Source organism: Pseudomonas sp. PGPPP1 (assembly GCF_002255865.1).
In the GTDB taxonomy this organism is placed as follows: Bacteria; Pseudomonadota; Gammaproteobacteria; order Pseudomonadales; family Pseudomonadaceae; genus Aquipseudomonas; species Aquipseudomonas cremoris.
On the sequence record NZ_NKIG01000004.1, the window covers coordinates 1 to 13,052 of the forward strand.

General features: G+C 59.4%; 12 protein-coding genes. 9 read left to right on the forward strand and 3 right to left on the reverse strand.

Annotated features, from left to right (window positions below; translation table 11 throughout):
* From CFE47_RS07575 to bfr, 3 genes are all read left to right on the forward strand, one after another.
* Positions 1 to 200: bL17 family ribosomal protein (locus CFE47_RS07575; protein ID WP_286818207.1), on the forward strand; the 200-nt coding region annotated here is incomplete at its 5' end.
* 238 nt (positions 201 to 438) lie between these two features.
* Entirely contained in the window at positions 439 to 1,887 is a 1,449-nt protein-coding gene (locus CFE47_RS07580) for a catalase (protein ID WP_286836150.1), read from the forward strand.
* 155 nt (positions 1,888 to 2,042) lie between these two features.
* On the forward strand, positions 2,043 to 2,507 hold the full coding sequence (bfr, locus tag CFE47_RS07585) for a bacterioferritin (protein WP_017736661.1): 465 nt from the start codon (positions 2,043 to 2,045) through the stop codon (positions 2,505 to 2,507).
* 65 nt (positions 2,508 to 2,572) lie between these two features.
* Here bfr and uvrA read toward each other — a convergent pair whose 3' ends face one another.
* Positions 2,573 to 5,407, reverse strand: a complete 2,835-nt coding sequence (gene uvrA / locus CFE47_RS07590; RefSeq protein ID WP_286836151.1) for an excinuclease ABC subunit UvrA — start codon at positions 5,405 to 5,407, stop codon at positions 2,573 to 2,575.
* A 178-nt stretch (positions 5,408 to 5,585) separates the two neighbouring features.
* Here uvrA and CFE47_RS07595 point away from each other — a divergent pair, with 178 nt between their 5' ends.
* Positions 5,586 to 6,980, forward strand: coding sequence for an MFS transporter (locus tag CFE47_RS07595; RefSeq protein ID WP_286836152.1), 1,395 nt, complete (start codon positions 5,586 to 5,588; stop codon positions 6,978 to 6,980).
* A gap of 9 nt (positions 6,981 to 6,989) precedes the next feature.
* Positions 6,990 to 7,505 (forward strand): single-stranded DNA-binding protein, encoded by a 516-nt coding sequence (locus CFE47_RS07600; RefSeq protein WP_003232445.1) that lies wholly within the window; start codon positions 6,990 to 6,992, stop codon positions 7,503 to 7,505.
* Between the two features lie 66 nt (positions 7,506 to 7,571).
* Here the strand turns inward: CFE47_RS07600 and CFE47_RS07605 are convergent, their stop codons facing one another.
* The gene (locus CFE47_RS07605; RefSeq protein WP_286836153.1) at positions 7,572 to 8,480 is read right to left on the reverse strand and encodes a LysR family transcriptional regulator; all 909 of its coding nucleotides are present in this window, start codon (positions 8,478 to 8,480) and stop codon (positions 7,572 to 7,574) included.
* A gap of 103 nt (positions 8,481 to 8,583) precedes the next feature.
* Between CFE47_RS07605 and tam the strand changes: the two genes are divergently transcribed.
* On the forward strand, positions 8,584 to 9,345 hold the full coding sequence (gene tam, locus CFE47_RS07610; RefSeq protein WP_286836154.1) for a trans-aconitate 2-methyltransferase: 762 nt from the start codon (positions 8,584 to 8,586) through the stop codon (positions 9,343 to 9,345).
* 21 nt (positions 9,346 to 9,366) lie between these two features.
* Here tam and CFE47_RS07615 read toward each other — a convergent pair whose 3' ends face one another.
* On the reverse strand, positions 9,367 to 9,930 hold the full coding sequence (locus tag CFE47_RS07615; RefSeq protein ID WP_286836155.1) for a cysteine hydrolase family protein: 564 nt from the start codon (positions 9,928 to 9,930) through the stop codon (positions 9,367 to 9,369).
* Between the two features lie 97 nt (positions 9,931 to 10,027).
* On the opposite strand from CFE47_RS07615, the gene CFE47_RS07620 reads away from it, so the two are divergent.
* From CFE47_RS07620 to CFE47_RS07630, 3 genes are all read left to right on the forward strand, one after another.
* Positions 10,028 to 10,987 carry a GlxA family transcriptional regulator gene (locus tag CFE47_RS07620; RefSeq protein WP_286836156.1) on the forward strand — a complete coding sequence of 320 codons (960 nt, stop codon included), beginning with the start codon at positions 10,028 to 10,030 and terminating at the stop codon, positions 10,985 to 10,987.
* Positions 10,988 to 11,159: 172 nt separating this feature from the next.
* Entirely contained in the window at positions 11,160 to 12,269 is a 1,110-nt protein-coding gene (locus tag CFE47_RS07625) for a DUF3182 family protein (protein WP_286836157.1), read from the forward strand.
* Positions 12,259 to 13,014 carry an alpha/beta hydrolase family protein gene (locus CFE47_RS07630; RefSeq protein WP_185708661.1) on the forward strand — a complete coding sequence of 252 codons (756 nt, stop codon included), beginning with the start codon at positions 12,259 to 12,261 and terminating at the stop codon, positions 13,012 to 13,014. The genes CFE47_RS07625 and CFE47_RS07630 overlap by 11 nt, the downstream gene beginning before the upstream one ends.
* Positions 13,015 to 13,052 lie beyond the last annotated feature (38 nt).

The following is a 13,052-nucleotide window of genomic DNA, read 5'->3' on the forward strand; positions in this document are numbered from 1 at the left end:
GCCGTCTGGCTTTCGACCGTACTCGTTCGAAAGCTATCGTTGGTAAGCTCTTCAACGACCTGGGCAAGCGTTACGCTACCCGTGAGGGTGGCTACCTGCGCATCCTCAAGTGCGGTTTCCGCGCTGGCGACAACGCGCCTATGGCGTACGTCGAGTTGGTTGATCGTGCTACTGCCGGCGAAGCTGTAAGCGCCGAGTAAGACGACAGTCTGCAACGAAGAACCGGGCCTAGTGCCCGGTTTTTTGTGCGCGTTAAAAAAGCGTCATCTGCACAAGTTTCCCAGGGTAGTGCTCATCACTATAGGCGTTGGAGTTATTGGTAGTAATTTTCTATTGATGTCCGCAATTTAATGAATTTGTGGGTGTCATGTTCATGATCAATACTCTCCACCAAGCCGACTAGCCGGCAGTTCCAAGTCCGACCTGAGGAATATTCACATGAGCCAGAACAAAATCCTTACTACCGCCAGCGGTGCGCCCGTTGCGGATAACCAGAATTCGCGTTCCGCAGGCCCGCGTGGCCCGTTGCTGCTCGACGATTTTCATCTGATCGAGAAGCTTGCTCACTTCAACCGTGAAAACATCCCTGAACGTCGCGTGCACGCCAAGGGTTCAGGCGCTTACGGTACCTTCACAGTCACCCAAGACATCACCCCGTACACCAGTGCGAAGCTGTTTGAGTCCGTGGGTAAACAAACTCCGACTTTTCTGCGGTTCTCCACCGTAGGCGGCGAGCGCGGTTCTGCTGATACCGAGCGTGACCCACGTGGCTTCGCGTTGAAGTTCTACACAGAAGAAGGCAACTGGGACATCGTGGGCAACAATACCCCTGTGTTCTTTATTCGTGACCCGCTCAAGTTTCCAGACTTCATCCACACTCAAAAACGCTTGCCGCAAAGCAACCTTAAAAGCGCGCAGATGATGTGGGACTTCTGGTCGCACTCTCCCGAGGCGCTGCACCAGGTCACGATCCTGTTTTCGGACCGTGGCATCCCTGATGGCTACCGTCACATGCACGGCTTCGGCAGCCACACCTACAGCCTGATCAACGCCAAGGGCGAGCGTCACTGGGTAAAGTGGCACTACAAGACCAAACAAGGCATCAAGAACTTGGCGCCGGCTGAGGCAGCACGCCTGGCAGGTACCGATCCGGATTACGCGCAGCGCGATCTGTTTGGAGCCATCGAGCGCGGTGATTTCCCGAAATGGCGTGTCTGCATCCAGCTTATGACGGAGGCCCAGGCTAATGCTCACTACGAGAATCCGTTCGACGTGACCAAGACCTGGTCGCAGAAGGAATTCCCGTTGATTGAGGTTGGCGAGTTGGAACTCAACCGCAATCCACAGAACTACTTCGCTGAAGTCGAACAAGCCGCGTTCGGCCCAAGCAACATGGTCCCAGGCGTTGGCCTTTCGCCAGATCGTATGCTGCAGGGTCGTGTGTTTGCCTATGCAGATGCGCACCGCTACCGTGTCGGCACTAACCACCAGCAATTGCCGGTGAATGCCCCTCGTAGCCCAGTGCACAGCTATCAGCGCGACGGTTCGATGGCATTCGGTAGCAACGGTGGTGCAGCTCCCAACTATGAGCCAAACAGCTACGCCGATGCGCCGAAGCAGGCGCCACAATACGCAGAACCGGCTCTGGCTCTCAGCGGCGCTGCCGATCGCTACGATCACCGCGAAGACACCGACTACTACAGCCACGCGGGTGCACTGTTCCGTTTGATGAATGATGAGCAGAAAGCGTTGCTCACCAACAACATCGCAGGTGCCATGTCAGGTGTTACCAGCGACGTAGTGCAGCGCCAGTTGGCACACTTCTACAAGGCGGACCCGGCTTATGGAGAAGCAATCGCAAAGGCACTGGGTGTATCGCTTAACTGACTCTAAACGATAAGCAGAACCGCCCTCATTTTGGCGGTTTTTGCGTTATTTCAGCTACTTTTCTCAGAAAATCTTCACTTTTCTGCCGTTGATCCCGTGACCTCCGAGTCATCATGGTTCAAACTACAGACTTTCAAGCAGGGAGATGTAGGGCGATGCAAGGTCACCCCGACGTAATCGATTACCTCAACACGTTGCTGACGGGCGAACTGGCAGCTCGTGACCAATATTTCATCCATTCGCGCATGTACGAAGACTGGGGCTTTACCGAGCTCTACGAGCGTATCAATCACGAAATGGAAGAAGAGGCACAGCACGCCGACGCACTGATGCGCCGTATCCTGATGCTCGAAGGCACGCCACGTATGCGTCCTGACGACCTGGACACCGGCACCACGGTGCCTGAAATGCTCGCCAGCGACTTGCGGTTGGAATACAAGGTCCGTGCTGCGCTCTGCAAGGGCATCGAGCTCTGTGAGAAGCACAATGACTATGTCACCCGCGAGATCCTGCGTGTGCAGTTGAACGACACTGAAGAAGATCACACCTACTGGCTGGAAAAGCAGCTAGGCCTGATCAAGCTGGTGGGTCTGGAGAATTACCTGCAATCGCAGTTCTGATTCCCGGTCACGAAAAAGCCCCTGTCACTGGAAGGTGACAGGGGCTTTTTATTGGGCCCGATAACTCAGGCCCGGTCGCGTTCCAACAACGGTTTCAAGTAGTAACCGGTATGGGACTGCGGCATTTCGGAGACCTGCTCCGGGGTACCCACCGCGATGATCTGTCCACCTTTGGAACCCCCTTCAGGTCCCAGGTCCACTAGCCAGTCTGCGGTCTTGATCACGTCCAGGTTGTGCTCGATCACCACCACGGTGTTGCCGTGGTCGCGTAGTCGATGCAACACGTCCAGCAATTGCTGGATATCCGCGAAGTGCAGGCCGGTTGTTGGCTCGTCGAGGATATACAGGGTCTTGCCGGTATCGCGCTTGGACAGCTCACGCGAAAGCTTCACTCGTTGGGCTTCACCACCGGACAGCGTGGTCGCCGATTGTCCCAGCTTGATGTAAGACAGGCCCACATCCATCAACGTTTGCAGCTTGCGCGCCAACGCCGGAACCGCGTCGAAGAACACCCGCGCTTCCTCGATGGTCATCTCCAGTGTTTCGTGGATGCTCTTGCCCTTGTACTTGATCTCAAGGGTTTCGCGGTTATAGCGCTTGCTCTTGCACACATCGCACGGCACGTAGATGTCTGGCAGGAAGTGCATCTCGACCTTGATCAAGCCGTCGCCCTGGCATGCTTCGCAGCGACCACCCTTGACGTTGAACGAGAACCGACCCGGACCGTAGCCCCGCGAGCGGGATTCCGGCACGCCAGCGAACAGTTCGCGGATGGGTGTGAACAGCCCGGTATAAGTCGCCGGGTTGGAGCGCGGTGTGCGGCCAATCGGGCTTTGGTCGATATCGACCACTTTGTCCAGATGCTCCAGGCCCTTGATGCTGTCGTGCGCCGCAGCTTCCAGGGTGGTCGCGCCATTCAAGGCGGTGGCACTCAATGGAAACAGCGTGTTGTTGATCAGTGTGGACTTGCCTGAGCCGGAAACACCGGTCACGCAAGTGAGCAGGCCCAGCGGGATTTCCAGGTCCACATTGCGCAGGTTGTTACCTCGCGCGCCTTTGAGGTGCAGCGCCAGCTTCTTGTTGCGCGGCGTACGCTTGGCCGGTACCTCAATTTTCACGCGACCGGACAGGTACTTGCCGGTCAGCGAGTCTGGATGCGCCATGACTTCTGCCGGCGTGCCCTCGGCAACAATATGCCCACCATGCACACCCGCACCCGGACCGATATCGACGACGTAATCCGCCAGGCGAATCGCGTCTTCGTCATGCTCGACCACGATCACCGTGTTGCCGATATCCCGCAGGTGTTTCAGCGTACCCAGCAAGCGATCGTTGTCCCGCTGGTGCAAGCCAATCGAAGGCTCATCGAGGATGTACAACACGCCCACAAGACCTGCACCGATCTGGCTGGCCAAGCGAATACGCTGCGCCTCACCGCCAGACAATGTATCCGCGCTTCGATCCAGCGACAGGTAGTCCAGGCCGACGTTAACCAGGAACTGCAGCCGCTCGCGAATTTCCTTTAGGATCTTGTCAGCGATTTCTCCGCGACGCCCGGTGAGCTTGAGTACGCCAAAGTACTCGCACGCATCACCAATCGGTAGGTTGGTCACTGCCGGCAGGGTTTTCTCGCCAACCCACACGTGCCGCGCCTCACGACGCAGGCGAGTGCCCCGGCAATCTGGGCACGGTTGAGTGCTGAGGAATTTTGCCAACTCTTCGCGCACGCTAGCCGATTCGGTTTCGCGATAGCGACGCTCCAGGTTCGGCACGATGCCTTCGAACGGGTGTGAGCGTTTAACGATATCACCACGGTCGTTCAGGTATTTGAAGTCGACGTTTTGCGAGCCGCTGCCGTGGAGGATGACTTTTTGCTGATCCGCCGGTAGCTGGTTGAACGGTACTTCGAGGCTGAACTTATAGTGGGAAGCCAATGACCCCAGCATCTGGAAGTAATAGACGTTGCGCCTGTCCCAGCCGCGTATCGCCCCCTCCGCCAATGTCAGCTCGCCATTGACCAGCCGCTTGATGTCGAAGAACTGTTTAACCCCCAGGCCATCGCAGGTCGGGCAAGCACCGGCCGGGTTGTTAAATGAAAACAGCTTGGGTTCCAGTTCGCTGATGGCATGGCCGCAGATGGGGCAGGCGAAGCGCGCCGAGAAGATGATTTCTTCCCCGGGCTCGTCATCCATCGGTGCTACCAGCGCGATACCGTCCGCCAACTTCAAAGCAGTTTCGAAAGATTCCGCCAGGCGCTGTTGCAGGTCTGCCCGCACCTTGAAGCGGTCGACCACCACGTCGATCGTGTGCTTCTTCTGCTTGTCGAGTTTCGGCGCCTCATCCAACTCATAAAGCTTGCCGTTGATGCGCGCGCGCACAAAACCTTGCGCACGCAGCTCTTCAAAGACGGAAAGATGTTCACCCTTGCGCTCGCGAATCACCGGCGCCAGTAGCATCAACTTGGCGCCTTCCGGCTGCGCCAGCACCAGGTCGACCATCTGGCTGACGGTCTGGGCTTCCAGCGGAATATCGTGGTCCGGGCAGCGTGGAATACCCACGCGCGCATACAGCAAACGCAGGTAGTCGTAGATCTCGGTGATGGTACCCACGGTGGAGCGCGGGTTATGGGAGGTCGATTTCTGCTCGATGGAGATCGCCGGCGACAGGCCTTCGATGGTGTCGACGTCGGGCTTTTCCATCATCGACAGGAACTGGCGGGCATAGGCCGACAGCGACTCCACATAGCGACGCTGGCCTTCGGCGTACAGCGTGTCGAACGCCAGGGACGATTTGCCGGACCCGGACAAGCCGGTGATGACGATCAGCTTGTCCCGGGGCAGGGTCAGGTCGATGTTCTTCAGGTTGTGGGTTCTAGCCCCACGAATCAGGATCTTGTCCAAGATGGCCTCGCACGGCGGGCGTAAATAATGCAGGAGTATACGGCTAAAGACTGGATGAATATACACTGTCAAAGTGCCGGGTGCAGCCTTACATGAAAGCTGCGCGGCAAAGCGCCGCATATACCCTCTCAATCGATGGGACTGGTAGAATCGCCGCCGGTTCACACGAGGTTTTTCCATGCACGATCCCCACAGCGAACGCATGAGTAGCGGCGAGACCCGAGCGGCAAGCGGTCTGGCCCTGGTGTTCGCCTTCCGTATGCTTGGCATGTTCATGGTGTTGCCGGTACTGGCGACCTATGGGATGGACCTCGCAGGCGCAACCCCCGCGTTGATCGGCCTGGCCATTGGCGCCTATGGCCTGACCCAGGCGCTATTTCAGATTCCGTTCGGGATCATCTCCGACCGTATTGGCCGCCGTCCGGTGATTTACCTCGGCCTGGTCGTATTCGCGCTGGGCAGTGTGCTCGCGGCTCAATCGGATTCGATCTGGGGCGTGATTGCCGGTCGCGTCCTGCAGGGCGCCGGTGCGATTTCTGCCGCCGTCATGGCGTTGCTGTCGGACCTCACCCGTGAACAGCACCGCACCAAGGCCATGGCCATGATCGGCATGACCATCGGGTTGTCGTTTGCGGTGGCGATGGTGGTCGGGCCGCTCCTGACGCGTGCATTCGGCCTGCATGGCTTGTTCCTGGCCACCGGCGGCATGGCGCTGTTCGGCATTGTGATCGTCGCCTTTATGGTGCCGCGCTCCACCGGCACGCTGCAGCACCGTGAGTCCGGCGTTGCGCGCAAGGCATTGTTGCCGACGCTCAAGCACCCCGACCTGCTGCGCCTGGATTTAGGTATCTTTGTGTTGCACGCGATGCTGATGTGCAGCTTCGTCGCCTTGCCCTTGGCGCTGGTTGAAAAAGCCGGCCTGCCCAAGGAGCAGCACTGGTGGGTCTACCTTACGGCCTTGTTGATTTCGTTCTTCGCCATGATCCCGTTCATCATCTACGGCGAAAAGAAACGCAAAATGAAACGAGTTCTGTTGGGCGCCGTCGCGACGCTGATGCTCACTGAGCTATTCTTCTGGCAGTTCGGCGACAGCCTGCGGGCGCTGGTAATAGGGACGGTGGTGTTCTTCACCGCATTCAACTTGCTTGAGGCTTCGCTGCCTTCGCTGATCAGTAAAGTTTCACCGGCCGGTGGCAAGGGAACGGCGATGGGGGTGTATTCCACCAGCCAATTCCTGGGTTCTGCATTGGGCGGCATCATGGGTGGCTGGATGTTCCAGCATGGCGGTTTGTCGGTTGTCTTCCTGGGATGCGCAGGTCTGGCTGCCCTCTGGCTAGCCTTTGCTGTTACCATGCGCGAACCTCCCTATGTAACGAGCCTGCGTTTGCCGTTATCGCCTGAAGCGATCCGCGAAGCCGGTCTGGTCGAGCGCCTTAAGGCCGTTATTGGGGTTACCGATGCCGTGGTTGTCGCTGAAGAAGCCGCCATCTACATCAAATTGGACACCGAATTATTGGATCGCGCGACGCTCGAGCAACTGGTCAACCCAGTGCCGACAGCGCGCCCAGCCTAGGAGAACGTTATGGCCCGTGGGGTTAACAAAGTCATATTGGTCGGTACATGCGGCCAGGATCCCGAAGTTCGCTACTTGCCTAACGGTAACGCCGTGACCAACCTGAGTCTGGCGACCAGCGAGCAGTGGACCGACAAGCAGACTGGCCAGAAGGTCGAGAAAACCGAATGGCACCGTGTGTCGATGTTCGGCAAGGTTGCAGAGATCGCCGGTGAGTACCTGCGCAAAGGTTCGCAGGTGTACATCGAAGGCAAGCTGCAAACCCGCGAGTGGGAAAAAGACGGCATCAAGCGTTACACCACCGAAATCGTGGTCGACATGCAAGGCACCATGCAACTACTGGGCGGCCGTCCACAGGGCGACCAACAAGGCCAGGGCGGCATGTCCAACTCGGCGCCGCGTCCACAGCAGTCCCGTCCACAGCCAAGCCAGCAGCCACAGCGTGAGTCGCGTCCAGCGCCACAACAGGCCGCTCCGCAGCCGGCTCCGGATTTCGACAGCTTTGATGACGATATCCCGTTCTAAGGTCCAAGGCCTGGAACGACCAAACCCCCGATGGCCCACGCCTCGGGGGTTTTTTATTACCCGTGATCAGGCGTCTGTCGACGCCGCCGTCACCACCATCTCCTTGAACCTGCGCAGCACTGCCGAGCCGTCGTCGATTCGCGTTGCCAGGTGCAGTGGCGCCACCAGGCTTTGGCACTCGCGCAGTTCGCGGTAGACGATGCCGTCTCCGCGCAGCCGTTGCATGGACGCCGGTACGATGGACACGCCAAGGCCCGCGGCCACCAGGCTCAAGGTTGCTGTCATGCGGGGCGCTTCCTGCACCACTTGCGGACTGAACCCCGCTTCGCGGCACGCCACCAGAATTGCGTCATACAATCCCAGGCCCACGCGACGGCGATAGAGCACGAAGGCTTCGGTCGCCAAGGCCGCGAGGGGCAGGGGCGAGCCCGAGTCGAGTGCGAGCGGATGATCGGTCGGCAGTGCCAGCAGCATCGGCTCCACCAGAATGGGTTCGTCCTGCAATGACTGCGTTCCGCTGAGCGGCGAGCGGATAAACGCCGCGTCGAGCTTCTCGTGCACCAAGGCGTCCAGCAACTCGCCGGTACCGGCTTCTTCCAGCACCACTGTCACGCCTACAAAGGTCTCGCGAAATAGCCGCAACACGCTGGGGACAAACGGATGCAGCGCGGCAGAACTGGTAAAGCCGATTGCCAGCCGCCCGCGCTCCCCCCGCGCTGCGCGGCGCACTACGTCGGCGACGCCATCCACCTGGGCGAGAATGCCCCGCGCTTCTTCCAGCAAGGCCTGCCCGGCGGTGGTCGGGCGTACGCCTCGTGGCAAGCGTTCCATCAGTGCAACGCCGAGTTCGGCTTCCAGGCTTTGCAGCATCCGCGTCAACGGTGGTTGTTGCATACCGAGCCGCTCAGCTGCGCGGGTGATATAGCCTTCCTCTGCGATGGCAACGAAGGCTTTGAGCTGGCGAATTTCCAGCATTGGCATACTTTCCTGGTATGGGAGGTGGTCAATCCTGGCATTTGTTCTCATGGGTAACAAGATTTAGGCTGTAGCCAACCTCCCAAAAAGCAGGAAAGCCGTGATGACCTGGTCAGCCAAGCAATACACGATGTTTGAACAACAACGCACTCGTCCCGTCCGTGACCTGGTCGCGGCCATCCCAAATACCGAGGTGCGCACCGCTGTCGACCTGGGGTGTGGCCCCGGCAACTCCACCGAAGTACTCGCCGAACGCTTCCCGCAGGCGCACGTAATCGGCATGGACAGCTCCGATGACATGTTGGTCGACGCGCGCAAACGCCTGCCAGCGCTGAGTTTCGAATTGGCGGACATCGGCGCCTGGAGCCCCGCACAGCCGTTCGATGTGATCCTCGCCAATGCGTCCCTGCAATGGCTGCCGAATCACGCCACGCTTTACCCGCACCTGGTCAATCAACTGGTGCCGGGCGGCACGCTGGCGGTGCAAACCCCAGACAATCTTGACGAGCCCGCGCACCGGCTTGCCCGCGAAGTCGCGGCCGACGGTCCATGGGCTGCCAAGATCGGCGCGGTCAAACACAATGAACGCCACGCCGCCAGCTACTACTACGAGTTGCTGAGCAAGCACTGCAGCACCGTCGACGTGTGGCGTACCACGTACCTGCACCCGCTGGCGGATCACGCTGCGGTGGTGGAGTGGTTCAAGGCATCGGCCCTGAGGCCGTTTCTTGCACCGTTGACCGACAGCGAAAAGGCCGCCTTCCTACAGGAATACCACGCGCGGATCAGCCAGGCCTACCCAGCCCTGGCTGATGGCACCGTGTTGCTGCCCTTCCCGCGGCTGTTCATCATCGCGACTCGCTAAACACGGGCGCTCAAGTGGCGGTCATGCCGCCGCCGCTTGTGCCTTCAAGTATTCGTCCGCCGACACCACGCCCGCATACCCGAATGCCAGCGATGCCATATACGCCCCGTGTACCTGCGCCGCTGGAATCACCTGCCCGTTGAACTCCAGATCCCGAGTGGCGCACGCGTCATGGATCACCGTGACCTTGTAGCCCAGATCCGCCGCCGCCCGCACCACGCCATCGATACACATGTGGCTCATGCTGCCGACCACCACCAGTTCGGTGATGCTGCGTTGTTCCAGCAGGGCACGCAGGTTGGTTTCGCGAAACGCATTCACGAAGTGTTTAAGTACCACCGGCTCGCTGCCCTCATTCAACACCTTGCTGTGCAGATGCGCACCGGCGGAACCTGGGGTGAAGAACGGCGCATCGTCGGACGTAAATTCGTGGCGCACATGAATGACCGCATCCCCGGTCTGGCGAAACGCTTGCAACACCTTGGCAGCCTTGTCGGCTGCGGCTTCCACGCCGTCGAGTGGCCACTTGCCCTGGGGGAAGTAGTCGTTCTGGATATCGATTAGGATGAGCGCTTGCTTGGCCATGTGTATTGCCTCGTGATGGGTTGATGGGGTCCAGTATCTTAGCTGGCGCCTGCACCGGGGATTGGCTGCACCGACAATAACAGGGGGAAAACTGACAATGGCCGTCGTTGAGCTGGGCGTGTTGATTTACCAGGGGGCGCAATTGGCCGCCGTGCATGGCTTGACCGACTTGTTTGGCGTGGCCAACCGAATCGCCGCCGAGCATCAATCAGCACAACTGCCACTGCTGCGCGTCAGTCATTGGCAGGTGGACGCCACTGGCCAACCTGCGCGCGTGTTTGACAGCCACCCCGGGCCCGATCAATCGATGATGGCGGTGTTAGTGCCGCCCTCGATTGGCGAGTTCACCGAAGAACAGGCGCCCCCCGCGCTGCTGGAATGGATTCGCCAACAGCACGCGGCGGGTACGGTGCTGGGCGGCGTGTGCATCGGCTCGATCATGCTGGCGCGCAGTGGCTTGTTGGACGGGCGCAGCGCGACCACGCATTGGTCCTCCGCCAAGTCCTTTGCCACGCGCTATCCGGCCGTAAGGTTGGAGGCGGATAAACCCATTGTGGATGATGGCGATCTGATTACCACCGCCGGCCTCATGGCCTGGTCCGAATTGGGCCTGCGCCTGGTGGATCGCTTGATGGGCCCCAGCATCGCTGCCGACACTGCGCGTTTCCTTGTGATCGAACACAGCGACAGTGCCAGCCAGTGCGGCAGCAACTTTGCGCCGATTCTCGGGCATGGAGACGCCGCGATTCTCAAGGTTCAGCACTGGCTACAGGCCAGCGGCGCGGTGGATGTTTCGGTCACCGCGATGGCCCAGGAGGCAGGATTGGAAGAGCGCACCTTCCTACGACGCTTCCGTAATGCCACGGGTTTGAAACCGACCGAATACTGCCAGCACTTGAGGGTAGGAAAGGCCCGGCAGATGCTCGAATTCACCAACGGCACCATCGACCATATCGCCTGGACCGTGGGCTATCAGGACCCCAGTGCTTTCCGCGCGACCTTCAAGAAGATCACGGGGCTGGCGCCGAGTGATTACCGCAGTCGATTTGGCGTTTGAATCGTGCAGAACACAGCCGACCAACGGCGGTGTCGTGCAGAATAAAACAGGCCAACTGCCACCGTTTATTCCATAACCACCTGACTTTAACCGTGATTGCTACCTCCCGCGTCTTGGCCTGATCCCTGCAATCGTTGCCCTACACACATAGCATGATGCTAAAGGGGGACGCATGACCCCGACTCAAGGCAAGACACGCGTGGTTGCCCATTCCATGCGCGACACCGCACCGTTGCACGAGACCGAAACCAATCGCGCCCTGGCGCGCTGGCTGGCGCAGATCCTGGGACTCAAGTTCGCTGGCCGCTACGACGCTGATCTGCACGCGGGGCGTGAGCTGTACCTTTTGCCTACGCAAACCTTGGTCGGGCCCGCCCAGGCACGCGCGTTTCATATCCAAGGTCCGGACGACTTGTGGGGCGGATACGTCGATCACGATTTCATCGCCACCAAAGCCATCAGTCACGAGCTACTCAGCCCAGAGGCGATGGCTCCTGAAGGTTGGTCGCCGTTGTTCTGCAAGCGTGTTCGAAACGTCGTGTTGGATGGCTTGACCGTGTTCGCGCTGGAGGATGCACGGCCCGCTGCTATGCGCTTGCTCGAAAACGGCCCCGTCCGCCTAAAGCCCGTGCACGCCTGCGCCGGGCGCGGCCAGGAAGTGATCCTCAGCCTCGACGAATTCGACGCGCTACTGGCGCGTCCCAACGCTGCGAGTCTGTTCAATGAGGGCGTGGTGCTGGAGCAAGATCTGCATGACGTGGTTACCCACAGTGTCGGCCAAAGTTTCATCGGCGATCATGTGATCAGCTATTGCGGCGAACAATACCTGACGCAGGACGCACAGGGTGAAGAGGTCTACGGGGGTTCCAATTTGCTGGTGGTACCCGGTTACTACGAGGACTTGCTCAAGCTCAACTTGTCCGATGACGTGCGCGAAGCCATTCAACAAGCCCAAGTCTTTGACGCCGCCGCCGCCGAAGCCTACCCCGGTTTCTACGCCTCACGACGCAACTACGACATCGCCCAAGGCCTGGATAGCAAAGGCCAACGCCGTAGCGGTGTACTCGAACAGTCCTGGCGCATGGGCGGCGCCAGCAGCGCGGAAGTCGCCGCGTTGCAGAGCTTTATCAACAACCCTGGCCTGCAAGCGATCCGTGTGTCTTCGGTGGAAACCTACGTCGACCAGGCACTGCCTGCCGACGCCATCGAGGTATACCGGGGGCCGGCGGAAAACAGCGACTTTCTTCTCAAGTACGTAACGGTCAACTCTTATGACGGCTAGAAGCGAAAGCATTGCGATCGATATCGACGACGAACAGATGAGTGGCACCTTCCTCAGCCCCAAGTCCAAAGTACCGGGGGTGTTGTTCGTGCACGGTTGGGGCGGGAGCCAGGAGCGTGACCTTGAACGCGCCAAAGGTATTGCCGGTCTGGGTTGCGTGTGCCTGACCTTTGACCTTCGCGGGCACGCCGGCAACGGAATTCCATTGTCCCGCGTCACCCGTGAAGACAACTTGCGTGATCTGCTGGCGGCCTACGATCGGCTGTTGTCTCACCCGGCCATCGACACCTCGGCAGTTGCGGTAGTCGGCACTAGCTACGGCGGTTACCTGGCGGCGATCCTCACTTCACTGCGCCCGGTGCGCTGGCTCGCGCTGCGGGTGCCAGCGCTGTACCGCGACCAGGAATGGCTCAAGCCCAAGCGCGATCTGGATAAGGTCGACTTGATGGAATACCGCAGCACCCTGGTGCATGCCGAGACCAACCGCGCACTGCATGCGTGTGCGAAATTCACCGGGGATGTATTGATCGTTGAATCGGAAACCGACGATCACGTGCCACACGCCACCATCATGAGCTACCGCGCCGCGTGCCAGCAGACGCATTCGCTGACTCATCGCATCATCGATGGCGCTGACCACTCATTGAGTGACCCCGTTTCACAGCAGGCCTATACCTCAATCCTTGTGGATTGGATTACCGAGATGGTGGTGGGTGAACGGTTGAGCATCATTCAGTCCCAATAATCTGGAGACCTTTAGATCGCTATCGCAGGCAAGCCAGC

Excerpts from the sequence above, each read along its gene's own strand:
- CFE47_RS07620 (WP_286836156.1), top strand. The coding sequence starts at position 10,028 with ATGGCCGTCGTTGAGCTGGGCGTGTTGATTTACCAGGGGGCGCAATTG.
- CFE47_RS07600 (WP_003232445.1), top strand. The coding sequence starts at position 6,990 with ATGGCCCGTGGGGTTAACAAAGTCATATTGGTCGGTACATGCGGCCAG.
- CFE47_RS07595 (WP_286836152.1), top strand. The coding sequence starts at position 5,586 with ATGCACGATCCCCACAGCGAACGCATGAGTAGCGGCGAGACCCGAGCG.
- CFE47_RS07625 (WP_286836157.1), top strand. The coding sequence starts at position 11,160 with ATGACCCCGACTCAAGGCAAGACACGCGTGGTTGCCCATTCCATGCGC.
- bfr (WP_017736661.1), top strand. The coding sequence starts at position 2,043 with ATGCAAGGTCACCCCGACGTAATCGATTACCTCAACACGTTGCTGACG.
- CFE47_RS07615 (WP_286836155.1), bottom strand. The coding sequence starts at position 9,930 with ATGGCCAAGCAAGCGCTCATCCTAATCGATATCCAGAACGACTACTTC.
- tam (WP_286836154.1), top strand. The coding sequence starts at position 8,584 with ATGACCTGGTCAGCCAAGCAATACACGATGTTTGAACAACAACGCACT.
- CFE47_RS07630 (WP_185708661.1), top strand. The coding sequence starts at position 12,259 with ATGACGGCTAGAAGCGAAAGCATTGCGATCGATATCGACGACGAACAG.
- CFE47_RS07580 (WP_286836150.1), top strand. The coding sequence starts at position 439 with ATGAGCCAGAACAAAATCCTTACTACCGCCAGCGGTGCGCCCGTTGCG.
- CFE47_RS07605 (WP_286836153.1), bottom strand. The coding sequence starts at position 8,480 with ATGCTGGAAATTCGCCAGCTCAAAGCCTTCGTTGCCATCGCAGAGGAA.